Consider the following 24,445-nt stretch of genomic DNA (forward strand, 5'->3'; position numbering starts at 1 on the left):
GTACAAGATGCGGGTTGACGGGAAAAAAGAAACATGATAATCTTTTTACATAAAAGCACAGCTTATGAAGAAGAATTGCTTAAAAAGAAAAACTTATAAGTATCTATAAGAAAAAACAAGGACGCTTTGCCGGAAAAATTCCGGCTGTGCAGGGCATATTCCATACCGAAAGGCAAGGCAGCCCAAATCTACAAAAGCAGGAGAAAAGCAATGAAAAAAGAAAAAAGTTCAGCTATGGGAACCCCGTACACCTTTGAAGGACGGATTCCGCTGAAGCAGGCGATTCCGCTTGGATTGCAGCACGTAATGGCGATGTTCGTAGGAAACCTCACCCCGCTTCTGATCATCATGGGAGCGTGCGGTCTGACGGCGGATGCGGGCTACGGTGCACTTCGTACGGCTCTTTTGCAGAATGCAATGACAGTAGCCGGTATTGTAACACTGGTACAGATGTTTTCGATTGGACCGATCGGCGGTAAAGTGCCGATTGTTATGGGTACATCTTCTGGATTCCTCGGCGTATTCAAGAGCGTGACAGCCGTGCTGGGACAGGGCGCGCTGACGTACGGCGCTATCCTTGGTGCGACAATTGTCGGCGGTCTGTTTGAGGGCGTGCTTGGCGTCTGTTTAAAGCCGCTTCGTAAATTTTTCCCGTCGGTTGTTACCGGCTGTGTCGTTATGGCGATCGGTCTTTCGCTGATTCCGGTTGGAATCAATTATCTCTGCGGCGGTTCCGGAACGAACGATTACGGTTCCATACAGAACCTGTTCCTTGGCATGGTCGTTCTGATTGTAACGCTGGCACTGAAGCACTTTACAAATCCGAAGGGAATCTTAAGCACGGCTTCAATTCTGATCGGTATTTTAGTCGGCTACGTGGTAGCTATTATTATGACCATGGTTCTGCCGCATACCGGAACGGCGGTTCTTGAGGATGGAAGCACTGTTTCCTATACATATTCCTGGGTTGTCAATTTCCAGCAGGTAAAAGATGCGTCCTGGTTCGCACTCCCTGGTATTGCAGGCTTTGGAAAACTGGCTGAGGTAAAACCAGTCTTCCGTGTGGAGGCAATTCTCCCGGTAGCGATCATGTTCATCGTAACAACCGTTGAGACGGTCGGCGATATCTGCGCCTGCGTAGAGAGCGGTATGGACCGCGAGGCAACCGATTCTGAGCTTTCCGGCGGTATCATCTGCGACGGTCTCGGATCCAGCTTTGCAGCAGCACTCGGCGTTCTCCCGAATACTTCTTTTGCACAGAACGTCGGCATTATTTCGATGACAAAAATCGTAAACCGTATGGCACTTTCCTGCGGAGCCATTTTCCTGATCCTCTGCGGACTCTGCCCGAAGATTGCAGCATTTGTATCCATTATGCCGCAGTCCGTACTCGGCGGTGCAGCCGTTATGATGTTTGCGTCAATTCTGGTTTCCGGTATCCAGCTCATCACAAAAGAGCCGATTACGAGCCGTGAGATCACGATCGTTTCTGTTGCACTGGGTCTTGGCTACGGCCTTGGTTCCACAGCGGGAGCAACTTCTGAGCTTCCTTATTATATCCAGCTGATTTTCGGCGGCTCCGGTATTGTTCCGGCAGCTGTTGCGGCGATTGTACTGAATATTATTATTCCAAAAGAGAAGAAAAAAGCAGAATAAAGAACAAAAAAAGAAAAAGAACCTCTTATGTTTCCGGAAAGAAGTATTCCCGGGGAGAGATAAGAGGTTCTTTTTTATTGTGTTGCCCGGCATTCGGAGGGAACTGCCGGTAGAAGGCTCTGCAGGTAAAATGTCTGAAAATACGAGGAATATACAAAATGACGGAAAAAGCACAAAAAAATCCGTCAATAGATAAAAGAATAACGAAAAAGAAAAAGTCAAGATTGACTATAAATTTTAAAATAGTGTACAAAATCGACAATATGAATTAAAAAAACGAAATAAATTGTGAAAAATACATAAAAAATGCTTGTCAAAACGGGTGGAGAAGAGGTGTAATCATTGCATAAAAAGTGTGACGAAAATGTGAAAGTTTTAGGCAAAACGTATGATTAAAAACAATGGATTCTTCGTAAGCCTGGACAAAAGCAACAACGGAGCACGCAAAAAGAACGTAAATCACAAGGAGGACACCAAATGAAAAAGAAAGTAATTTCTGCATTACTGGCAAGCACCATGATCGTAAGCCTGGTAGCATGTGGCAGCACTGGAGGAGACAGTTCTGACGCAAACAGCAAGAGCAGCGGCACAACAGCATCAAGTACGGCAGGCGGCGATGAAGCAAAGGATACCTCATCGGACAGCGGCTCCGGCGATGCAGCAGGTTCTGGTGACTGGGTTGCAGCAGCTGATGAAGCAGACGATGCAGTACCGGGTGAAAATGACGATCGTGCGTTTGCAAAATTTGATCATGTCGTAGAAGTACATTATGGATATCAGATCGACCCGAAGGATACCACACTTCCGGACGGCGATTCCGTAGATAACAACCAGTACACCAGATACCTTCTGGATAACTACAACATCAAAGTTGTCTGCGACTGGACTGCAGGTAATGCATCTGACTTCCAGCAGAAAGTATCTCTGGCAATCGCATCTGCTTCCCTTCCGGATGCAGTCGTTGCACCAACCCGTAACTACCTGGTACAGGCAGCAAGAGCAGATCTTCTTGCAGACCTCTGGCCGGAGTTCAACCAGTACGCATCCAAACAGGTAAAAGAAATCATCGAGACTACCGAAGGACGTGCGATCAACAATGCAACCGTAGACGGAACCTTCTGTGCACTGCCAAACATATCGGTAGATACCGATGGTGTTTACCTGTACTTTATCCGTCAGGACTGGCTGGATCAGTTAGGACTGGAAGTTCCGAAGACCGTAGATGAACTCGGCGAAGTAGCTCAGAAATTTAAAGACGCAGGTCTCAGCCCGGATTATGCAATCGCAGGTATTGATAACGGCGGAAGAACCTACTCCAACTTCCTGAACTCCTCCAACAACGGATACGGTTTCGATGCTGTATATCAGGCATTCAATGCAACACCGGGATATTTTCTGAAAGATGATTCCGGCGAACTGTACTGGGGAACTACAACAGATGAAATGAAAGAAGCCCTTACCACCTTACATGACTGGTATGAAAAAGGCCTCATCAACCCGGAGGTTGGAACCACAACCAACGGCGACAATGCAAACAATGTTAAGAACGGAACCTGCGGTATCTTCATGGGACCATGGTGGAGCCTTGGATACGGAAACCCGGATTCCTTCCGTAACGATAACAATGCAAACTGGCAGGCATATCCGCTGTACACCAAAGACGGTGAGTGGAATATTCATATGAAAGACGTTGGAACCACTTATACTATGGTAAACAAAAACGCATCGGATGATGTGAAGAAAGCCATTGTTATCATGAACAACGTACTCGTTCGTGATGAGTCTACCTTCGATACTTCTGTAGCAATCGGCTGGTATCCGCTGCGTAACTGTATGGCAGCTACCGATGAGTGCGAGTATGAGTATGATGCACTGATGGGAATCATCAAAGGCGAAGCAAGCGCAGATGATTATCAGCAGGGCGGAAGCAAATTCAACGGTCTGTACAAGAACCTGGCAAACGATGCCGCAACTCTGAAAGACGTTATCTCTGAGGACTATGACGGATCCAGAGATCTGGCAGTAACCGATATGGATGTCAACACCAACAACGGACAGTTCAACAGATTCTATGCACTGCTGATTGGTGATCGTCCATACGCAACACTTGAGCCGGATCACAAGATCTATTCTGAACTGTACTACACCATCGACGGAATGGATACCTACTGGACCCAGATTTCTGACCTGGAAGACAAGAGTATCCTTCAGTTCATCACTGGTGCGAAGAGCCTTGACGAGTGGGATCAGTTCTGCACCGACTGGCATGTACAGGGTGGTGATCAGATCCTTGAGCTGGTAAAAGATTACCTGGCTGAGTAACTAATGTAAATGTATGATGTGGAGGGTGGGGTACAGGAAAGCCTGTACCCCACTACTTTAAAAAAATGACATCAAAGGAGGAGCTTGCCGTGAAGAAGAAAAAAGGCCATCTCGGGCTGTCAAATTCCTTTCACTATACGTTAATGGTTCTGCCGGGTTATATCTGGCTGTTCATGTTTTCCATCGTCCCGATGGTTGGTATTGTAATGGCATTCCAGGATTACAATCCGAGTAAAGGATGGTTCGGCTCTCCGTGGGTAGGCATGAAATGGTTTAAATACCTGACGGTTATCCCGGATGCAAAACGGGCACTTGTCAACACACTGATCATTGCAATTGCAAAGGTTATCCTGAATATCATCATTCCGCTGGTGTTCGCACTGCTGCTGAATGAGGTAAAGAATATGAAGTTCAAAAAGACGGTTCAGACGATCGTATATCTGCCGCACTTCGTATCCTGGGTTATCCTTGCAAACATCATCACCAATATCCTTGGCGCAAACGGAATTTTCAACACGGTCCGCAGCGCAATGGGTGCAACGGATACCGTTCTTCCGATGACCATGCCTGGCATCTTCCGTCAGTTACTGATCGGAACTGATGTATGGAAAGAGTTCGGTTACAACGCAGTTATTTATCTTGCAGCGCTGACCGGCATCAGCCCGAGCCTTTACGAGGCAGCCGCAATCGACGGCGCAAGCCGCTGGAAACGTGTATGGCACATCACCATCCCGGGACTGGTTCCGACCATCGTTCTTCTGACCACACTGGCAATGGGCAACGTTCTGAATGCAGGTTTCGACCAGGTATTCAACATGTACAACCAGCTGGTTATTGAAACTGGTGATATCATCGATACATACGTATACCGTATTGGTATTACAAACATGCAGTTCTCGCTGGCTACTGCAGCAGGTCTCTTTAAATCTGTTGTCAGCTTCGTGCTGGTTGTTACTTCTTATGTTTGTGCTTACAAGTTTGCTGATTACAAGATTTTCTAAGGAGGGCAGAAATTATGATAGAAAGCAAGAGTTTTGGCAGCAAAGCGTTTAAAGTCATAAATGCTATCATCCTGATTCTCCTGGCATTCAGCTGTTTTTATCCGTTATGGTATACGTTTTGCGTATCTATTTCTTCAAAAGCAGCCGCTGAGGGCGGTCTTGTAACGATTTACCCGATCGGATCAAACGTAAAATCCTACAGCCTGATTATGGGTGATTCCGCATTCTGGAATTCCTTCTGGATTTCCATCAAGCGAGTTGTGATTGGAACCATATGGACCATGGTTGTCCTGATTATGATGTCCTATCCGCTGGCAAAGAGCAAAACAGAGTACAAACCGAGAAATGTCCTGATGTGGATCCTGGTATTCTGTATGCTGTTCAATGGTGGTACCATTCCGTGGTTCATCACCGTTAAAAATTATGGTATGATCGATACGATGGCAGCACTGGTTCTGGCTGGTTCTGTTCCGGTATTCAACGTACTCCTGATGATGAACTTCTTCCGCGGCATCCCGGGAGACCTCGAGGAGGCAGCCCGTGTAGACGGCGCCGGCCCGTGGCGTATCCTGTGGCAGATTGTAGTTCCGTGTTCCAAACCGGTTATCGCAACCATCGTCCTGTTTACATCCGTTGGTTACTGGAACGAGTATTTCCAGGGCCTGGTATTAATGAACAAAGAGACGAACTATCCGTTACAGACCTACATCCGTCAGATCTCCGTTCAGATCCCGGTAGGCGTAACCCTGACTGCAGAGCAGTATCAGCAGTTAGCACAGAACTCCAACAAATCACTGGAGGCAGCAAAGGTATTTATCGCCCTTGTTCCTATGCTGATTGTATATCCGTTCCTGCAGAAATACTTCGTAACCGGTATTACACTGGGAGCAGTAAAAGAATAATGAAATACACGAAAAGAGGCTTTCTGAAGAGAAACAGAAAGCCTCTTTTTTGTGCTTTTCTGCGATGGAAAACGGGGGTGGTTTCCGCAGGTTTTTCTTGCGTCCGTGGGGAAAACAGCGTAAGATAAAGAGGTATTGAGACAAAAAAGCAAATTGCTTTTGGAGGGGATTTTAGTATGAAGGTACTTACTTTTGGAGAAGTGATGCTGCGTCTGAAAACACCGGAGCATCTGAAAATTTTACAGGCAGATACATTTGAAGCCAATTACGGCGGCGCGGAGGCGAATGTTGCGGTTTCCCTGGCGACACTCGGGGACGATGTTTCGTACGTGACAAAAGTGCCGGAGCACCAGGTGGGACAGGCAGCCGTCAATGAGATCCGCCGGTTCGGCGTCGATACATCCCGTGTGCTGCGGGGCGGCGGACGCGTTGGTATTTACTATTTTGAAAAGGGAACGAATATCCGCCCGACGAGCGTGGTTTATGACCGCGCTTACAGCGCAATTGCAATGGCAAAGGCAGAGGAATTTGACTGGGAAAAACTGCTTGATGGCGTAGATCTCTTTTATTTTTCCGGTATCACGCCTGCCATCAGCACAGAGATTGAAAAAGCGCTGGAGAACGCTCTGGCGCTCTGCAGAGAGAAAAAAATCCAGGTGGTATGTGATCTGAACTACCGCGGAAAAATGTGGTCCACGAAGGACGCACAGCGCGTTATGCGCCGTCTGATGGCGTATGTGGATGTCTGCATTGCAAACGATGAGGATTTTGAATCATCACTTGGCATTCCGGCGTACGACGGAGATATGTCGCGCGGCATTGAGCAGATCGAGTCTTACAAAGAGGGCATGCTGGAAATCCAGAAGCAGTTCCCGAACTGCAAAGCGGTTGCGAGTGTGCTGCGCAATCTCTACACCGTGGAGGACGGCGACTGGATGGGAATTTACCTGAAAGACGGAAAATTCTACGAGAGCCCGGTTCGTAAAGTACACAGCTTTGAGGCAGTCGGAGCCGGTGATGCATTTGGCGCGGGACTGATCCATGCGATGCTTCATGATTTTGAGCCGCAGAAAGCCATCGACTTTGCGATTTCCGCAAGTGTTTTAAAGCTGATGATCCAGCACGATGCCAATGTGGCGAGCGAAACAGAGATCGAGCAGATCATGAAGCAGGGCGGAACGAATCTGCAGAGATAGGATAGAGAAAAATTTACGAGACAGCAGGAGGAATAAATCTTGAATAAACGGAATATTATCTTAATAGGAATGCCGGGAGCCGGCAAAAGCAGCGTTGGTGTTATTCTTGCAAAGGTGTTGGGATATGAGTTTATTGATACGGATCTTGTGATCCAGCATCGGGAGAAGCGTCTTCTGCGCGAGATCATTGCGGATGAAGGAAATGAAGGCTTTCTTGCGATTGAGAATGAAGTCAATGCGACATTGGAAGCCGACAAAAGCGTCATCGCGCCGGGCGGCAGTGCCATTTACGGAAAAGAGGCGATGGAGCATTTTAAAGAAATTGGAACCATCGTTTACCTGAAGCTGTCGTATGAGGATCTGGCGAAACGTCTCGGAAACCTGAAGGGACGCGGCGTCGTGCTGAAAGAGGGCCAGACGCTGAAGGATCTCTACGATGAGAGAAGTAAATTATATGAGCAGTATGCCGAAATTACGGTTGACGAGAGCGGAAGGGATATCCAGGGCACGATCCTGGCGCTCCGCGAGCAGATCGGCATGTAAAACAGAATTGGTGGAATATTCAGGGAAATTTTGAAAACATACGATTATATCATAATAAGGAAAATGTTCTGAAAGTTAGAAATTACATATAACGTTTCTCTGAATATTCCTGACCGGAAACGATGGAAAAAGACGGAAATAGCACAGAATGTATTAAAATTGATTTACAAAGTATTAGATTTGAGTTAAGATAAGGGGAGACTGAAAAATAACTGCGGGGAGCAGTGCGTTTCAGCGTATCTGGAGTGTGTAAAAAACAGGAAAAAGACTTTGATTCGTTAGATATTGGATAAAACACACTCTTAAGTATGAGAAAGAAAATTTGAGGTGAATATATGGAACAGTATGTCATCAGAGGTGGAAATCCTCTTGTGGGCGAAGTGGAAATCGGGGGAGCAAAAAACGCGGCGCTTGCAATTCTTACGGCAGCAACGATGACCGATGAGACGGTCCTGATCGAAAACCTGCCGGATGTCAGTGATATTAATGTACTTCTGGAAGCAATCGCAGAGATCGGAGCCACCGTGGACCGCATCGACCGCCATACCGTGCGGATCAATGCATCGACCATCGGGGATCTGAGCGTTGATTATGAATATATCAAAAAAATCCGTGCGTCCTACTATCTCCTGGGCGCTCTTCTTGGCAAATACAAAAAAGCGGAAGTTCCGCTGCCGGGCGGATGCAACATCGGAAGCCGTCCGATCGACCAGCATTTAAAAGGATTCCGCGCACTCGGTGCAGAAGTCAATATCCGTCACGGTGCAATTATGGCGAGCGCATCGGATCTGCACGGCAGCCACATTTTCATGGATATGGTTTCCGTCGGAGCAACCATCAATGTGATGATGGCAGCGTCTATGGCAAGAGGAAACACAACGATTGAGAATGCCGCAAAAGAGCCGCATGTTGTCGATGTGGCAAACTTCCTGAACAGCATGGGAGCCAACATCAAAGGAGCCGGAACCGATGTCATCCGTATTAAAGGTGTCGATACCCTGCACGGAACGAGCTATGCGGTTGTACCGGATATGATTGAGGCTGGTACGTACATGTTTGCAGCAGCAGCTACCAAAGGTGATGTGCTGGTAAAAAATGTTATTCCGAAGCATCTGGAGGCGACAACGGCGAAGCTTGAGGAGATCGGCTGCGACGTGGAAGAGTTTGACGATGCGATTCGTGTGAGCGCAAGCAGACGCCTGGGCAGAACACACGTAAAGACACAGCCGTACCCGGGTTACCCGACCGACATGCAGCCGCAGATCGCGGTTACACTGGCGCTGGCAAACGGTACGAGTATTGTAACAGAGAGCATTTTTGAAAACAGATTTAAATACGCTGACGAGCTGGCCCGCATGGGTGCCTGCATTAAAGTTGAGGGCAACACAGCTATCATCGACGGCGTGGAGAAATTTACCGGAGCAGAGGTTTCCGCACCGGACCTTCGTGCAGGCGCAGCACTTGTCATTGCAGGTCTTGCAGCAGAGGGTGTTACCGTGGTGGATGATATTGTATACATTCTGCGCGGATACGAGGATTTCGACGGAAAGCTCCGCGGACTGGGTGCTGAGATTGAGCGTGTGAATAATGCAAAGGACATCCAGAAATTCCGGTTAAGAGCGTAAAAACAGTATAAAACAAATGTTGACAAAAAGGACGGTCCAATAAAAGGTACCGTTCTTTTATTTTACATTATTGCGAAAAAAATTGGCTTAAATTTTACTACTATTATTGTGAATTATTTTTTAACTTTCAAAGCTGAGGCGGTCAGTGTTGGTAAAAAAAGATATTTAAAAAGGTACAAATTTATGATATATTGAAATAATAAGAACTGACTTGACAAAAGAGATTTATCTGTGCTATATTCAACTACAGTTGTAGTGTGTAACTCGATTTTTGGAGGCATTAACTATACATAACAGGAATTGTTTATGTGGGTTAGTGTCTCTTTTTTGTACTCTGTTTCAGAAAAAGAGTACAGACCGGCTAAAAAGATGCAAAACCGCAGAAACTCTTCTTGTAAAAAGTATAAACTACACAAGGAGTAAAAAAATGAAGGACAAAATTTTTAGTGTTCTGCAGCGAGTGGGAAGAAGCTTTATGCTCCCGATCGCAATTCTTCCGGTAGCCGGACTTTTATTGGGAATCGGAAGCTCATTTACCAATGCAACCACAATTGAAACGTATGGGCTGACAAGCTTGCTCGGCAACGGCACAATTCTTCATGCGCTGTTGGTGATCATGAACAAAGTAGGAAGTGCGGTGTTTGATAACCTGCCTCTGATTTTTGCGGTAGGTGTTGCAATTGGTATGGCAAAGAAGGAAAAAGAGGTTTCTGCCCTGTCAGCCGTTATTGCGTATTTTGTTATGAATACAGCGATTAACGCAATGCTGACCATTACGGGTCAGATTCTGGAAAACGGAGAAATTGCAGAATCCGTTCTGGAAGGAACCATCACTTCTGTCTGTGGTATTCAGTCACTGCAGATGGGTGTGTTTGGCGGTATTATTGTCGGTCTTGGAGTTGCTGCACTTCATAATCGTTTTTACCGGATCCAGCTTCCGAATGCACTTTCTTTCTTTGGAGGTACTCGTTTTGTACCGATTATTTCTACGATCGTCTATATGTTTGTGGGAATTTTAATGTATTTTGTATGGCCGGTTGTACAGAACGGCATTTATGCGCTGGGTGGCCTGGTAACCGGCTCCGGTTATGTCGGAACGCTGATTTTCGGTCTGATTAAACGGGCACTGATTCCATTTGGTCTGCATCACGTATTTTATATGCCGTTCTGGCAGACGGCAGTCGGAGGTACCATGGAAGTGGCAGGACAGATGGTGCAGGGCGGACAGAATATTTTCTTCGCACAGCTTGCGGATTCTGCGAATATCGCACATTTCAGTGCAGATGCAACGAGATATTTCTCCGGAGAATTTATTTTTATGATTTTCGGACTTCCGGGAGCGGCACTTGCCATGTACCATTGTGCGAAACCGGAGAAGAAAAAAGCAGCAGGCGGTCTGCTTCTTTCCGCAGCACTTGCGTGTATGGCAACCGGTATCACAGAACCGCTGGAATTCTCGTTCCTGTTTGTTGCACCGGCGTTGTTTGTCGTGCAGGTTATTCTTGCGGGAACAGCTTATATGATCGCACACATCCTGAATATCGCAGTAGGTCTTACCTTTTCCGGCGGACTTCTGGACTTCTTCCTGTTCGGTATTCTGCAGGGAAATGAAAAGACAAGCTGGATGAGGGTGATTCCGGTCGGCATTCTTTATTTCTTCCTGTATTATTTTATCTTCAAATTTATGATTAAAAAGTTTGATTTTAAGACACCGGGCCGTGAGGATGATGATGTGGAAACCAAGCTTTATACGAAAGCAGATGTAAATGCAAGAAAAGAGGCACAGAACGATGGGGCGGCATCGGAGGATGCCATGAGTGAAGCGATCACAAGAGGTCTTGGCGGAAAGAAAAATATTTCGGATGTGGACTGCTGTGCAACAAGACTGCGCTGTACTGTTCATGATGCAGCGAGAGTCAGCGATGGTATTTTAAAGGCGACAGGGGCATCTGGCGTTGTGCATAAAGGAAATGGTGTACAGGTTATTTACGGACCGAATGTAACTGTGATAAAATCAAATTTAGAGGATTATCTGGAAAAAGCTCCGAATACGTATGCGGAAGCAGAAAATGCAGAAGCAGAAAATGCACCAGCCCAAAAAGAGGCGGAGCCAGCGCAGGAAACAAAAGAACAGAAGGTTGTGGATACCATTACTGTCTGCAGTCCAATGAGCGGACTGGCAGCTGATCTTTCTACTGCGCCGGACGAAGCGTTTGCGGAAAAGATGATGGGAGACGGCGCTGTTGTGACACCGGAAGATCCTTATGTGCGTGCTCCGGAGGACGGAGAAGTCGCGTTTGTTTTTGACACAAAACATGCGATTGGATTTGTAACCGATTCCGGGGTCAGCCTTCTGATTCATGTCGGAATTGATACAGTAAAACTGAACGGAGAGGGATTTGAGGCACTGGTAGAAAGCGGTCAGACCGTGAAAAAAGGTGATCCGATGCTGAAACTGGATCTGGAATATCTGAAAACACATGCGCCGTCGGTTACGTCACCGGTTCTTTGCACAGAGCTGGAGGAGAACCAGAGAATCCGTCTTTTGGCAGACGGACCGGTAAAAGCAGGAGATCCTTTATTTGCGATTGAGATTCTCGCGTAAGCTGTGCCTTAAAAACGGGTGAGAAGAATGTACAGGATAGCAAAAACACTGAACCACAATTCATTTATTGGTGTGGAAGAAGAAAATAACCGGGAATATCTGGTCATGGGGAAAGGAATTGCATTTGGGAAAAAAACGGGACAGCGTGTACAGCCGGGAGACGATGCCCGCATTTATTCCCTGACAGAGATGACGGAGCGAGGAAATGCCAGAACCATTGTACAGGGCGTTTCTCCGCTCAGCCTGGAGCTGGCGAGTGCCGTGCTTGACGAGGCAGAAAAGGAATTTGGAAAAATTGACCGTTCCATCGTCTTTCCAATGGCAGATCATCTGGATTTTGCTGTCCGGCGGATTCAGAACGGTGAGCAGATCAGCAATCCGCTCACCGACGATATCCGTGTGATGTTTTACAAAGAGTATAAAGTTGCTTCCTGTATCAGGGAGCTTTTAAAAGAACGGCTTCAGATCGAAATTGATGAACATGAAATCGGCTATCTTGCACTTCATGTTCATTCGGCAATTGTGGAGGAAAATGTTTCACAGGCCATGGAAGTAGCAAGAGCAGTCCGGGAGAGCATTTCTTTGGTGGAGCATATCACCGGGCATACCATCGATGTGATGTCGTTGTCGTATAACCGTATGATGAACCATATCCGCTATATGGTTGCAAGAGCGGTCAGTGGGGAAAAACTGAAAGTAAATATGAATGACTACATGTCCGTAAAGTTTCCGAAAGCCTTTCAGGCGGCGAAACGAATCTGTGAGGAGATGGAAAAGAGGCTGAAACTTCCGATGGAGGAGATCGAAATTGGATATCTCGCTATGCACATAGAACGGATTATGGACAGAGAAGAAGGAGAATAAAAGCATGAAATCATTTGAATATACCATTAAAGATGAACTGGGAATCCACGCAAGACCGGCAGGAATGCTGGTAAAGGAGGCAAAAAATTTTGCATCGGAATGCACCATCACAAAAGATGGAAAAACGAAAAAACTGACTCAGCTGATGATGCTGATGTCACTTGGTGTAAAGCAGGGAGATACCGTAACCGTTGCAGCAAACGGAGAGGACGAAGATGCAGCGATTGAGACGCTGAAAGCGTTTTTCGAAGCAAATCTGTAAAAAGTACGCTCGGAGGATAAAAAATGCAGTATTTTCAGGGGAAATCCGTATATAAAGGAATTGTTATGGGACCGGTTGCGGTTCTGAAGAAAAATGATTACCAGGTTAAAAGAGCCCGGATTGAAGATCCGGAAGCAGAAGTGAAGCGTGTGGAAGAAGCCGTGGAGGTTTCGAAAAAACAGCTTGGCAGACTGTATGACAAGGCAGTCCGGGAGGTCGGAGAGGCAAGTGCGGCGATCTTTGAAGTTCATCAGATGATGCTGGAGGATGAGGACTATCTGGAATCAATGGAGAACATGATCCGGACAGAGCTGGTAAATGCAGAATATGCAGCGGCAGCAACCGGCGATAATTTTGCAGAGATGTTTGCAGCTATGGATGATGAATATATGAAGGCACGTTCCGCAGATGTAAAAGATATTTCCGAACGTCTGGTCCGCAATTTAAGCGGAGAGGGAGATAACGACCTGAGCTCTATGGAACCATCTGTTATAGTGGCAGACGATTTAAGTCCGAGTGAAACTGTACAGATGGACAAAGAAAAAATACTTGCGTTTGTGACTGTGCATGGATCTACCAATTCTCATACTGCGATTCTTGCGCGAATGATGAATATTCCGGCATTAATTGGCGTCCCGATGGATTTAAACAGTCTGAAAACAGGCATGACGGCCGTTGTAGACGGTTTTTCAGGTCAGGTTATCTTTGAGCCGGAGGAGGATGTGCAGAAGGAAACCGAAAAAAGAATGCAGGAAGAAGCAGAAAAACAGAAGCTTCTTGAGGAGTTGAAAGGAAAAGAAAATATTACACCGGATGGCCGTAAGATCAACATCTATGCAAATATCGGCAGTGTTGGTGACCTTGGCTATGTGATGGAAAATGATGCCGGTGGAATCGGACTTTTCCGAAGTGAATTTCTCTATCTTGGAAGAAATGATTTCCCAACGGAGGAAGAACAGTTTCAGGCATATAAACAGGCCGTGCAGACCATGGCAGGCAAAAAAGTGATTATCCGTACGCTGGATATCGGGGCAGATAAGCAGGTAGAATACTTTAATCTTGGAAAAGAAGAAAATCCGGCGCTTGGGTACCGTGCAATCCGGATTTGTCTGAAACAGCCGGAAATTTTTAAAGCGCAGCTTCGCGCATTGTTCCGCGCAGCCGTTTACGGAAACCTTTCTGTCATGTATCCGATGATCACATCAACAGAAGAGGTAGAAAAAATCTACGCAATTGTTGCAGAGGTAGAGGAAGAGCTGAAAGCACAGGAAGTGCAGTATAAAATTCCGGAGCAGGGCATTATGATCGAGACACCGGCAGCCGTGATGATCAGCGACCGTCTGGCGGAAATGGTGGATTTCTTCAGCATCGGAACGAATGACCTGACGCAGTATACCCTGGCGATTGATCGTCAGAATGAGCAGCTGGATGATTTCTACAATCCACACCATGAAGCCGTTCTTCGGATGATTCGCATGGTGGTGGAAAATGCACACAAATGCGGAAAATGGGCAGGAATCTGCGGGGAGCTCGGTGCAGATCTGACATTGACGGAGCAGTTTGTACGAATGGGAGTGGATGAGCTTTCTGTTGCTCCGTCCATGATTCTGAAGCTGCGGAAGATTGTCCGCGAGATGAAAGCAGAAGAGTAGAAGAAAAGATACAGCAGATAAGAAAACTCTCTGTTTTGGAGAGTTTTCTTATCTGTTCACAAATAACAGAAGATACAGCCGAAAAATCAGAAAAAAAGAAAGGATGTTTGGGACAACAGTAAGAAAATGTCTCAAATCCTTTTATTTCCTCTTGACGAATGGCGTATTTTGCGATAGTGTATCAGAGTAACAAAAAACAAAATCAAAAATTGAGTTGCTTTTCTCTTATTCAGAGTGGTGGAGATACATAGGATCTGTGAAACCACGGCAACCCCCGGCAGATTGGTCTGCATGGGAAGGTGCCAGCCTGAGCGAAATTTTCGAACAATAAGGGGATTTGAACATTACTATTCAGGTCCGCTAAAAATTGCGGATCTTTTTTTACGAAAAAATGTTCAGGGAAAGCCAAAGCCCACGAACGAAAAGCAAAAGAGAAGAGAAGAAAAAAAAGGAGAAAAAGAATGGAAAAAAGACTGTTTACTTCTGAGTCTGTAACCGAAGGACATCCGGACAAAATCTGTGATGCCATTTCTGACGCGATTCTGGATGCGCTGCTTGAGCAGGATCCGATGAGCCGTGTAGCTTGCGAAACCTGTACTACAACAGGATACGTTATGGTAATGGGTGAGATTACATCCAACGCACACATTGATTTCCAGCAGGTTGTACGTGATACCGTTCGCGAAATCGGCTACGACCGTGCAAAATACGGATTTGACGCAGATACCTGCGCTGTTGTAACTGCAATTGACAAACAGTCCACCGATATCGCTATGGGTGTAGACAAAGCGCTCGAAGCAAAAGAGAACAATATGAGCGATGAGGAGATCGATGCCATTGGAGCAGGAGATCAGGGAATGATGTTCGGATTCGCAACCAACGAGACCGAAGAGTACATGCCATACCCGATCTACATGGCACACAAACTGGCTCGCCAGCTGACCAAAGTCCGCAAAGACGGTACTTTAAGTTACCTGCGTCCGGACGGAAAAACACAGGTAACCGTAGAGTACGATGAGAACGGCAAACCGTTCCGTCTTGATGCGGTTGTTCTTTCCACTCAGCATGATCCGGAAGTATCCCAGGAGCAGATTCATGAGGATATCAAAAAATACGTATTCGACGAAATCATTCCGGCAGACATGGTAGATGAGCACACCAAGTTCTTCATCAACCCGACCGGCCGTTTTGTAATCGGCGGACCTCATGGAGATTCCGGCCTCACCGGACGTAAGATCATCGTAGACACCTACGGCGGATACGCTCGTCACGGCGGCGGAGCTTTCTCCGGAAAAGACTGTACAAAGGTAGACCGTTCTGCAGCTTATGCAGCACGTTACGTAGCAAAGAATATCGTAGCAGCAGGTCTTGCCGACAAATGCGAGGTCCAGCTTTCCTACGCAATCGGTGTCGCTCATCCGACCTCTATCATGATCGACAGCTACGGCACAGGAAAACTCTCCGACAACAAACTGACCGATATCGTTCGCGAGAACTTTGATCTTCGCCCGGCCGGAATCATCAAAATGCTGGATCTGCGCCGTCCGATCTACAAACAGACTTCCGCTTACGGCCACTTCGGAAGAAACGATCTGGATCTGCCGTGGGAGAAACTGGACAAAGTAGAAGACCTGAAGAAATACCTCTAATTTCAGGCTTTTCTGTTTATAGAAAGTTTAGAAAGATTCATCTAAGTTAATGAAAAATCCTCAGGCGTTGTGCTATAATAAATTTAGATTGCGTACTGGGGATTTTTTGTGCGCAAAAGTACGAAATATGTGTTGGAAAACAGGTGGATCTTATATGGAAAAAAAGAAGAAAAGCATGAAATTAAGGACGAGAGTAATCATTTCTTTTTTCATCATCATACTGGTTCCGATCGTGATGTGTGCCTTGACGTTTTACTTTTTTGTAGGGTATAAAGCAAAGATTATCGGTGAAAAATACGGTCTTGCGAACGCAACATACCGGACGATTTCGAACAACACCCTGCTGCTGAATGCGATGACATCAGAAGAGTACGACGAAGTAGAGGATACCGCGAAATCGGATACGGCAAAGCTGGAAGAAACGAATTATCTCTCTGTTCTGAATGCAAGACTGCAGAAAAAACAGTCGTTTATCGCGGTGCGCGAGGATGGTGTTATCATTTACAATGGCTCGGAGGAGCTGTCGTCGGAGGAGCTGGAAAATGAGCTGCCGAAATACGGTGACCCGGGGGCAAATTCGAAGGGCGGCGTTTATTTCCGCAATGAAAAACAGTGGATGGTCAAACAGGCGGACTATGAGAACTTGGACGGAAAAGAATGCAGTGCGTTTATCGTCACCAAGACAGACCAGATTGCGCCGCAGATTACGGGCATGGTAAAAGAGCTAGGCATCGTGATTGTGCTGATTCTGGTGCTCACCAGTCTGGGCCTGAGCTTCTGGATTTACCGCGGTGTGATCGGACCGCTCGAGCAGCTGAAAAAGGCGACACAGAATATCAAAGACGGAAATCTGGATTTCACTGTTGAACCGTGCGGCGTGGCGGAGATTAATGACCTCTGCGAGGACTTTGAGGAGATGCGTATCCGGCTGAAAGAGACGGCGGAGGAAAAAGTCGAGTTTGACAAAGAGAATAAAGAGCTGATCAGTAACATTTCGCATGATCTGAAAACACCGATTACCGCGGTCAAGGGTTATGTCGAGGGAATCATGGACGGTGTGGCAAATACGCCGGAGAAGATGGACCGCTACATCCGCACTATTTACAACAAAGCGAATGAGATGGACCGTCTGATCAATGAGCTGACGTTTTATTCCAAGATTGACACGAACCGCATTCCGTATACGTTTTCCAAGATTCACATTGCGGATTATTTTGATGACTGCGTGGAGGAACTGAATCTGGAGCTTGACGCGCAGCATGTGGATCTGACATACTTTAATTATCTCGAGGACGACCCGATCGTCATCGCGGATGCGGAGCAGATCAAGCGTGTCATCAATAACATTGTAAGCAATTCCATCAAATATATGGACAAGAGCCATAAGGTCATCAACATCCGTCTGCGTGATGTCGGAGATTTTGTGCAGGTGGAGATTGAGGACAACGGAAAGGGAATTGCGACGAAGGATCTGACGAAGATTTTCGACCGTTTCTACCGCACCGACGCGTCCCGCAACAGCACGAGGGGCGGCAGCGGCATCGGTCTTTCCATCGTGAAGAAGATTCTCGAAGACCACGGCGGAAAAGTGTGGGCCACCAGCAAAGAAGGCGTGGGCACCACGATGTACTTTGTATTAAGAAAATATCAGGAGGTACCTGTTTCATGAGTAAGATACTGATTGTTGAGGATGAGGAATCCATTGCGGATCTGGAGAAGGATTATTTAGAACTTTCGGGCTTTGAGGTAGAGATTGAAAACCAGGGAGACACCGGTCTTGTGCGGGCGGTCAAAGAGGATTTTGATCTGCTGATTCTGGATCTGATGCTGCCGGAGGTGGATGGCTTTGAGATCTGCCGTGAGGTGCGTGAGAAGAAAGATATTCCGATTATCATGGTTTCGGCAAAGAAGGATGATATCGACAAAATCCGCGGACTCGGTCTTGGTGCGGATGATTATATGACGAAGCCATTTTCTCCGAGTGAGCTGGTTGCGCGCGTGAAAGCGCATCTGGCACGGTACGACCGTCTGGTCGGAAACGGCAAGAAAGAGAATGATGTTGTGGAGATCCGCGGCATCAAGATTGACAAAACGGCACGCCGCGTGTGGGTGAACGGAGAGGAGAAGCAGTTTACAACGAAAGAGTTCGATCTGCTGACCTTCCTTGCGGAGAATCCGAACCGCGTTTTCACGAAAGAAGAGCTGTTCCGTGAGATCTGGGATATGGAGTCCATCGGAGATATTGCGACGGTTACGGTGCATATCAAGAAGATCCGTGAAAAAATAGAGTTTAATACGGCAAAGCCGCAGTATATCGAGACGATCTGGGGCGTTGGATATCGGTTTAAGGCATAAAGAATCTGTGCTTCGGGGAGAGATAAAATGGGAAAAATTTACTATCTGATGGGAAAAAGTGCGTCAGGGAAAGATCATATTTATGAGCATCTGATCCAGGAGACGGCGCTGGATTTAAAACCGTTTGTCCTGTATACAACACGGCCGATCCGGAGCGGGGAGCAGGACGGAAGAGAGTATTTCTTTGTGGATGAAAAACGGCTTTCGGAACTGCGGGAGGCCGGAAAGATTATCGAGGAGCGCATGTATTCGACGGTGCAGGGGCCGTGGTATTATTTTACGGCGGATGACGGGCAGATTGATCTTGTGAAGCATGATTATCTCGGAATCGGGACACTGGAATCGTATCTGAAATTAAAGGCATACTTCGGGGAGCAGGCGATGGTTCCGCTGTATGTCGAGGTGGACGATGGGCTGCGGCTTTCGCGGGCACTGGAACGGGAAAGAAAACAGACAGAGCCGAAATACGCGGAGATGTGCCGGAGATTCCTGGCGGACTGTGAGGATTTTACGGAGGAGAAAATTGCGGAAGCTGGAATTGTCCGCAGATTTTCCAATAATTCTACGCCGGAAGACTGTTTTTCCGAAATTCAGAATTTTGTGGAACAACAGAAAAAGTTGTGATATACTTAATGCAGTATTAGTAAGAAATACAAAAGAACTCCAGGGGGTGATTTTATGCAGGGTTTTCAGAAGGTTGTAGGACATCAGGAAATCATAACGCATTTACAGAATGCCATTTCGATGAATAAAGTATCTCATGCTTATCTTTTTGGCGGAGAGAGTGGATCGGGAAAGAAAATGATGGCTTCACTGTTTGCGATGACGCTTCAGTGCGAGAAGCACGGGGTCGAGCCCTGTATGGAATGCCCGTCCTGTAAAAAGGCACAGAGCCAGAATCATCCGGATATCATTTATGTGAAGCATGAAAAGCCGAACACCATCAGCATCGATGAAATCCGCGAGCAGCTCATTAACGATGTGATGATCAAGCCGTACAGCAGTCCGTACAAGATTTATATCATCGACGAGGCACAGAAGCTGACACTTCAGGCGCAGAACGCGCTGCTGAAGACGATCGAGGAGCCGCCGGCCTACGCAGTTGTCATGCTTCTGGCAGACAACCCGGATGCGCTGCTTCCGACGATTTCGTCACGCTGCGTGCAGTTAAATTTAAAACCAGTGGGAGACCAGCTTGTGAAAGATTATCTGATGAACGAAATGCATGTGCCGGATTACCAGGCAGAGGTTGATGCGTCCCTGGCGCAGGGAAATATCGGAAAAGCAGAGCGGATTGCCCGTTCTCCGGAATACGAGGAGACGCTGGAAAATGCACTCCGCATGGCAAAGTACGCCGACAGTATGCCGCTGTATGAAATCGTGGAGACGATCAAAAAACTGACGGCCGAAAAAGACAATATTGATGATTACTTCGATATCTTTTCTTTATGGTTCCGCGATGTTCTGCTCTTTAAGGCGACAAAAGAGGTCGATTCCCTTGTGTTCAAGCAGGAGCTGAATGGAATCCGTGAGAGAGCAAATAAGAGCTCATACGAAGGCCTGGAGAAGATTATAGAGGCGATTCAGAAGGCGAGAGCCCGCCTGAACGCGAATGTTAATTTTGATTTAACCATGGAGCTTATGTTCCTGACAATGAAGGAAAACTGATAGCATGATAACAATTATAGGAGTACGTTTTCGAAACGTAGGAAAAGTATATTATTTCTCGCCGAGAGAGCTGGACATCTGCGTGGGCGACCACGTTATCGTTGAGACGGCGCGCGGCGTAGAGTATGGTTTCGTTGTGCTGGGGCCAAAAGAAGTTGACGATTCCAAGGTGATCCAGCCGTTGAAAGAAGTCATCCGCATTGCAACGCCGAAGGATGATGCGCGGGAGGAGAGCAACCGCAAGAAAGAAAAAGAAGCGTTTGAAATCTGCCAGAAGAAGATCCGGGCGCACAACCTGGAGATGAAGCTGATCGATGCAGAGTATACGTTTGACAATAACAAGATGCTGTTTTACTTTACCGCCGATGGAAGAATTGATTTCCGTGAGCTGGTAAAGGATCTGGCGGCTGTCTTTAAGACGAGAATCGAGCTTCGCCAGATCGGTGTCCGCGATGAGACAAAGATCCTCGGCGGAATCGGCATCTGCGGCAGACCGCTTTGCTGCCATACGTATCTGTCCGAGTTTGCACCGGTTTCGATCAAGATGGCAAAAGAGCAGAACCTGTCCCTGAACCCGACGAAGATTTCGGGTGTCTGCGGACGACTGATGTGTTGCCTGAAAAACGAGCAGGAAACCTATGAATACCTGAACCGCAAGCTGCCGGGTGTCGGCGATATTGTAACGCTGCCGGACGGCATGAAAGGTGAGGTTTCCGGTGTGAATGTGCTTCGTCAGCTCGTAAAAGTGCTGGTGGATGTGAACGATGAGAAGGAAATGCGGGAGTGCCCGGTGGAAGAGCTCAAGTTCAAGCCGAAGCATAAGAAGGAAAAAGGCAAAGAGAAGAAAAAAGACAGAAACAGCTCCGGGGAGCAGGCTTCTTCGGAAGAGGCAAAACAGCCGGAATAAGATTGATTTGGAATGCATTTTGAAAAAAGTAAGCGCCGGGTAAAACTGACGCTTCTTTTTGTGTGATGCGGCGCTGGGCGGTCAGCAGGAGGAGGGATTTTCATTGGATAGAAAAGAAGAATTTTTGAAGCCGGGTGAGCGGCTCGATGATCTGCAGAACGGTTACTGGATGATACAAAATCCATCCCTTTTCTGCTATGGCATTGACGCGGTGCTGCTGGCATCCTACGCGAAGGTGAAGCGCGGGGAGCGGGCGATGGATTTCTGCACGGGATCGGGAATTGTGCCGATTCTGCTGAAGGCGAAGACAAACGGCGAGCATTTTTCCGGGCTGGAAATTCAGGAGTACAGTGCCGAGATGGCACAGCGGAGTGTGCGGTACAATCATCTGGAAAATGATGTTGAGATTTTCCAGGGAGATGTGAAGACGGCATCGCAGCAGTTTGGAAAAGGAGTGTTTGATGTGGTAACGTGCAATCCGCCGTATATGACAGGGCAGCACGGGCTGACGAATGCGCTTGAGGCGAAGACGATTGCGCGGCATGAGGTGCTGTGCTCGTTTGATGATATTGCGAAAGAGGCATCGGCGGTTTTAAAGACGAAAGGACGGTTCTATCTGGTGCACCGGCCGTTCCGGCTGGCGGAGATTTTTTCGACGTTGAAAAAATATCATCTGGAACCAAAAAGGATGCAGCTCGTTTATCCGTTTGTGGACAAGGAGCCGAACATGGTGCTGATCGAGGCAATGAAAGGCGGGAATCCGAGAATTACCGTGGAGAAACCGCTGATTGTGTATGAGACGCCGGGCGTGTATACAAAGGACATCCGGGAATTATATGGAGACGGGAGATAAGAACATGGCAGGAAAATTATATTTGTGTGCAACACCAATTGGAAATCTGGAGGACATGACCTTCCGTGCAATCCGCATTCTGCAGGAGGTCGATCTGATCGCGGCGGAGGATACGAGAAACAGCATTAAGCTGCTGAACCATTTTGAGATTCATACGCCGATGACGAGTTACCATGAATACAACAAATACGACAAGGGCCGCGAGCTGGTGCAGAAGCTGCTGGCGGGAACAAATATCGCGCTGATCACGGATGCCGGAACACCGGGAATTTCTGATCCGGGTGAGGAGCTGGTGAAGATGGCGTACGAGGCAGGCATCGAAGTGACAAGCCTGCCGGGCGCATGCGCGTGTGTGACGGCACTGACACTGTCGGGACTTTCGACGAGAAGATTTGTCTTCGAAGCATTTCTTCCGCCGGATAAAAAGGAGCATAAACTGGCGCTGGAGCGTTTGAAAAACGAAACCAGAACCATGATCGTATACGAGGCGCCCCATCATCTTTTAAAGACACTGCGGGAACTTCTGGAAACGATGGGAAACCGTCGTCTGACGCTCTGCCGGGAACTGACGAAAAAGCATGAAACCGCATGGCAGACGACACTGGAAGATGCCATTGCCCGTTATGAGCAGGAAGACCCAAAAGGAGAATGTGTGCTGGTCATCGAAGGCAGAAGCCAGAAGGAAATCGAGGACGAGGCAAAGGCTGCATTTGAAGAAATTTCGATTGAAGAGCATATGAAACGATATGAAGACCAGGGAATTGCGCGGAAAGAAGCCATGAAACTCGTCGCAAAGGACCGCGGGGTGACGAAGAGAGATATTTATCAGTATTTACTGGGACAAGAATAACGGAAAAGGAAAATCGCTGCTGTATTTTTATATTTTTTTGTACAGAAATTCCTTTCATCTGATATAATGGATGTAATGCATTATTTTAGAGGGAGGAATTTTCTTTATGTCACAGACACAAACCAGGCGGAGTTCTCAGGTGGATCTGCTTCATGGCCCGATCCTGAAATCTCTGCTGCTTTTTGCCCTGCCGATTATGGCGTCCCGCGTGTTTCAGCAGATTTACAACACGATGGATACGCTGATCGTCGGCTATACACTTGGCGACTCATCGATTGCGGCGATGGGTGCCTGCTCATCCATCTATGAGATGATGACCGGATTTACGTTCGGCGTCGGAAACGGTCTTGCGATCGTCACGGCGCGCTGCTTTGGACGGCAGGAGACGGACCGGATGAAAAAATCGGTTGCATCCTGTATCGTCATCGGCGTTGCCGTCACACTGGTAGTTACCATTCTGGCGACGATCTTCATGCATCCGCTGCTGCGCCTACTGAAAACACCGGCGGAGATTCTTGAGGAATCCTACAGCTATATTTCGATTCTCTCGATTTTCCTGTTCGTCATGTTCGCCTACAACCTGTGCTCCGGCCTGCTGCGGGCGATCGGCAACAGCTTCATGCCGCTTGTGTTCCTGATCTTTTCATCGCTGGTGAACATCGTGCTCGATCTGCTGTTTATCCGCACCTTCGGCATGGGTGTCCGGGGTGCCGCGATTGCAACCGTCATTGCACAGGGCATTTCCGTTGTGCTCTGCCTGATTTATATTGTTACGAAAGCGAAAATCCTGCTTCCGGAAAAACGCCACTTCGCGCTGGACCGCGGACTGTACGCAGATCTGTTGGCGCAGGGATTTTCGATGGGATTTATGAGCAGCATCATTTATGTTGGTTCGATCGTTCTGCAGCCGGGCATCAACAGCCTCGGATATGAAACTATCGCCGGACATACCGCTGCGAGAAAGCTGTTTTCGTTCTCCATGATGCCGCTTTCCTCCATGGCGCAGGCCGTCAACACCTACGTTGCACAGAACCGCGGCGCAGACAACTGGGAGCGCGTGCGGAAAGGCATCCGTTACGCTTACATTTTCTGCTTCAGCGTCACAGCATGCCTGATCGTAATCGTCACCCCGCTTGCACCAACCATGGTACACCTGATCTCCGGTTCATCCGACCCGACCGTCCTCGGAAACGGCGCCCGCTACCTCCGCGTAGCCATCCCGTTCTTCTTCGCCCTCGGGCTTGTCAACTGCAGCCGTCTGGCACTGCAGGCACTCGGAGAGAAAATTCTGCCGTTGCTGTCGAGCTTTATTGAGCTGTTTGGAAAGATTATCTTTGCCATGGTATTCATTCCACGCTACCACTACAGCGCCGTAATCTGGTGCGAACCGATCATTTGGTGCTTCATGGCTGCGGAGCTTGTGATTTCACTGTATCGAAACCCTTATATGAGAAAAGGGAAGACAGGAAACTGATTTTTAAATGAAAAAATTACCGGCCAATGCACGGAAAAATCTGTGTGTTGACCGGTAATTA

The 24,445-nt window shown here is 47.5% G+C and carries 20 protein-coding genes and 1 riboswitch; all 20 genes read left to right on the forward strand.

The features are described from left to right. The first annotated feature begins 210 nt into the window (after nucleotides 1–210). A complete protein-coding gene (locus tag DW915_RS13730; protein ID WP_117762173.1) occupies nucleotides 211–1,656 on the forward strand; it encodes a uracil-xanthine permease family protein in 1,446 nt (481 codons plus the stop codon). A gap of 477 nt (nucleotides 1,657–2,133) precedes the next feature. After that, nucleotides 2,134–3,978, forward strand: coding sequence for an extracellular solute-binding protein (locus DW915_RS13735; RefSeq protein ID WP_118660232.1), 1,845 nt, complete (start codon nucleotides 2,134–2,136; stop codon nucleotides 3,976–3,978). Nucleotides 3,979–4,067: 89 nt separating this feature from the next. Next, the gene (locus tag DW915_RS13740) at nucleotides 4,068–4,979 is read left to right on the forward strand and encodes an ABC transporter permease (RefSeq protein ID WP_243033839.1); all 912 of its coding nucleotides are present in this window, start codon (nucleotides 4,068–4,070) and stop codon (nucleotides 4,977–4,979) included. 14 nt (nucleotides 4,980–4,993) lie between these two features. Next, entirely contained in the window at nucleotides 4,994–5,881 is an 888-nt protein-coding gene (locus tag DW915_RS13745; protein WP_117510684.1) for a carbohydrate ABC transporter permease, read from the forward strand. A 176-nt stretch (nucleotides 5,882–6,057) separates the two neighbouring features. Beyond that, nucleotides 6,058–7,077: a sugar kinase gene (locus DW915_RS13750; protein WP_117813155.1), complete on the forward strand. Its 1,020-nt coding sequence runs from the start codon at nucleotides 6,058–6,060 to the stop codon at nucleotides 7,075–7,077. Between the two features lie 39 nt (nucleotides 7,078–7,116). Beyond that, complete coding sequence (locus DW915_RS13755; RefSeq protein ID WP_330415108.1) at nucleotides 7,117–7,620, forward strand: shikimate kinase; 504 nt, start codon at nucleotides 7,117–7,119, stop codon at nucleotides 7,618–7,620. A gap of 335 nt (nucleotides 7,621–7,955) precedes the next feature. Next, nucleotides 7,956–9,245 carry a UDP-N-acetylglucosamine 1-carboxyvinyltransferase gene (locus DW915_RS13760; RefSeq protein ID WP_022461203.1) on the forward strand — a complete coding sequence of 430 codons (1,290 nt, stop codon included), beginning with the start codon at nucleotides 7,956–7,958 and terminating at the stop codon, nucleotides 9,243–9,245. Nucleotides 9,246–9,672: 427 nt separating this feature from the next. After that, nucleotides 9,673–11,850: a PTS transporter subunit IIABC gene (locus DW915_RS13765; protein WP_118742289.1), complete on the forward strand. Its 2,178-nt coding sequence runs from the start codon at nucleotides 9,673–9,675 to the stop codon at nucleotides 11,848–11,850. Between the two features lie 27 nt (nucleotides 11,851–11,877). After that, complete coding sequence (locus tag DW915_RS13770) at nucleotides 11,878–12,714, forward strand: PRD domain-containing protein (protein WP_022461277.1); 837 nt, start codon at nucleotides 11,878–11,880, stop codon at nucleotides 12,712–12,714. Nucleotides 12,715–12,718: 4 nt separating this feature from the next. Next, the gene (locus DW915_RS13775; protein WP_117801790.1) at nucleotides 12,719–12,976 is read left to right on the forward strand and encodes an HPr family phosphocarrier protein; all 258 of its coding nucleotides are present in this window, start codon (nucleotides 12,719–12,721) and stop codon (nucleotides 12,974–12,976) included. 23 nt (nucleotides 12,977–12,999) lie between these two features. Next, entirely contained in the window at nucleotides 13,000–14,628 is a 1,629-nt protein-coding gene (gene ptsP, locus DW915_RS13780) for a phosphoenolpyruvate--protein phosphotransferase (RefSeq protein ID WP_118742290.1), read from the forward strand. A gap of 222 nt (nucleotides 14,629–14,850) precedes the next feature. Then, a riboswitch (SAM riboswitch) is annotated at nucleotides 14,851–14,962 on the forward strand. Between the two features lie 127 nt (nucleotides 14,963–15,089). Continuing rightward, nucleotides 15,090–16,277 carry a methionine adenosyltransferase gene (metK, locus tag DW915_RS13785; RefSeq protein ID WP_117510700.1) on the forward strand — a complete coding sequence of 396 codons (1,188 nt, stop codon included), beginning with the start codon at nucleotides 15,090–15,092 and terminating at the stop codon, nucleotides 16,275–16,277. 175 nt (nucleotides 16,278–16,452) lie between these two features. Next, nucleotides 16,453–17,946, forward strand: coding sequence for a sensor histidine kinase (locus tag DW915_RS13790; protein ID WP_118742316.1), 1,494 nt, complete (start codon nucleotides 16,453–16,455; stop codon nucleotides 17,944–17,946). After that, nucleotides 17,943–18,632: a response regulator transcription factor gene (locus DW915_RS13795; protein ID WP_022461272.1), complete on the forward strand. Its 690-nt coding sequence runs from the start codon at nucleotides 17,943–17,945 to the stop codon at nucleotides 18,630–18,632. Before DW915_RS13790 ends, DW915_RS13795 begins: the two co-directional genes overlap by 4 nt. A gap of 27 nt (nucleotides 18,633–18,659) precedes the next feature. Beyond that, on the forward strand, nucleotides 18,660–19,256 hold the full coding sequence (locus tag DW915_RS13800; RefSeq protein WP_118640825.1) for a guanylate kinase: 597 nt from the start codon (nucleotides 18,660–18,662) through the stop codon (nucleotides 19,254–19,256). 54 nt (nucleotides 19,257–19,310) lie between these two features. Beyond that, the gene (gene holB, locus DW915_RS13805) at nucleotides 19,311–20,300 is read left to right on the forward strand and encodes a DNA polymerase III subunit delta' (protein WP_055226009.1); all 990 of its coding nucleotides are present in this window, start codon (nucleotides 19,311–19,313) and stop codon (nucleotides 20,298–20,300) included. 4 nt (nucleotides 20,301–20,304) lie between these two features. Next, nucleotides 20,305–21,207: a PSP1 domain-containing protein gene (locus DW915_RS13810; protein WP_055226011.1), complete on the forward strand. Its 903-nt coding sequence runs from the start codon at nucleotides 20,305–20,307 to the stop codon at nucleotides 21,205–21,207. A 169-nt stretch (nucleotides 21,208–21,376) separates the two neighbouring features. Further along, entirely contained in the window at nucleotides 21,377–22,060 is a 684-nt protein-coding gene (locus DW915_RS13815) for a tRNA1(Val) (adenine(37)-N6)-methyltransferase (protein WP_118742317.1), read from the forward strand. Nucleotides 22,061–22,064: 4 nt separating this feature from the next. Beyond that, nucleotides 22,065–22,910: a 16S rRNA (cytidine(1402)-2'-O)-methyltransferase gene (gene rsmI / locus DW915_RS13820; RefSeq protein WP_117813147.1), complete on the forward strand. Its 846-nt coding sequence runs from the start codon at nucleotides 22,065–22,067 to the stop codon at nucleotides 22,908–22,910. Between the two features lie 106 nt (nucleotides 22,911–23,016). Continuing rightward, nucleotides 23,017–24,384 (forward strand): MATE family efflux transporter, encoded by a 1,368-nt coding sequence (locus DW915_RS13825; protein ID WP_117804492.1) that lies wholly within the window; start codon nucleotides 23,017–23,019, stop codon nucleotides 24,382–24,384. The last annotated feature ends 61 nt before the right edge of the window (nucleotides 24,385–24,445 follow it).

It is taken from the genome of Blautia sp. AM42-2 (assembly GCF_003480245.1).
GTDB lineage: Bacteria > Bacillota > Clostridia > Lachnospirales > Lachnospiraceae > Fusicatenibacter > Fusicatenibacter saccharivorans.

Coding starts and splice junctions, on each gene's coding strand:
- DW915_RS13770 (WP_022461277.1), top strand. CDS start 11,878: ATGTACAGGATAGCAAAAACACTGAACCACAATTCATTTATTGGTGTG.
- DW915_RS13750 (WP_117813155.1), top strand. CDS start 6,058: ATGAAGGTACTTACTTTTGGAGAAGTGATGCTGCGTCTGAAAACACCG.
- metK (WP_117510700.1), top strand. CDS start 15,090: ATGGAAAAAAGACTGTTTACTTCTGAGTCTGTAACCGAAGGACATCCG.
- DW915_RS13735 (WP_118660232.1), top strand. CDS start 2,134: ATGAAAAAGAAAGTAATTTCTGCATTACTGGCAAGCACCATGATCGTA.
- DW915_RS13810 (WP_055226011.1), top strand. CDS start 20,305: ATGATAACAATTATAGGAGTACGTTTTCGAAACGTAGGAAAAGTATAT.
- DW915_RS13765 (WP_118742289.1), top strand. CDS start 9,673: ATGAAGGACAAAATTTTTAGTGTTCTGCAGCGAGTGGGAAGAAGCTTT.
- DW915_RS13775 (WP_117801790.1), top strand. CDS start 12,719: ATGAAATCATTTGAATATACCATTAAAGATGAACTGGGAATCCACGCA.
- DW915_RS13745 (WP_117510684.1), top strand. CDS start 4,994: ATGATAGAAAGCAAGAGTTTTGGCAGCAAAGCGTTTAAAGTCATAAAT.
- ptsP (WP_118742290.1), top strand. CDS start 13,000: ATGCAGTATTTTCAGGGGAAATCCGTATATAAAGGAATTGTTATGGGA.
- DW915_RS13760 (WP_022461203.1), top strand. CDS start 7,956: ATGGAACAGTATGTCATCAGAGGTGGAAATCCTCTTGTGGGCGAAGTG.
- DW915_RS13730 (WP_117762173.1), top strand. CDS start 211: ATGAAAAAAGAAAAAAGTTCAGCTATGGGAACCCCGTACACCTTTGAA.
- DW915_RS13815 (WP_118742317.1), top strand. CDS start 21,377: ATGATACAAAATCCATCCCTTTTCTGCTATGGCATTGACGCGGTGCTG.
- DW915_RS13800 (WP_118640825.1), top strand. CDS start 18,660: ATGGGAAAAATTTACTATCTGATGGGAAAAAGTGCGTCAGGGAAAGAT.
- DW915_RS13795 (WP_022461272.1), top strand. CDS start 17,943: ATGAGTAAGATACTGATTGTTGAGGATGAGGAATCCATTGCGGATCTG.
- rsmI (WP_117813147.1), top strand. CDS start 22,065: ATGGCAGGAAAATTATATTTGTGTGCAACACCAATTGGAAATCTGGAG.
- holB (WP_055226009.1), top strand. CDS start 19,311: ATGCAGGGTTTTCAGAAGGTTGTAGGACATCAGGAAATCATAACGCAT.
- DW915_RS13825 (WP_117804492.1), top strand. CDS start 23,017: ATGTCACAGACACAAACCAGGCGGAGTTCTCAGGTGGATCTGCTTCAT.
- DW915_RS13790 (WP_118742316.1), top strand. CDS start 16,453: ATGAAATTAAGGACGAGAGTAATCATTTCTTTTTTCATCATCATACTG.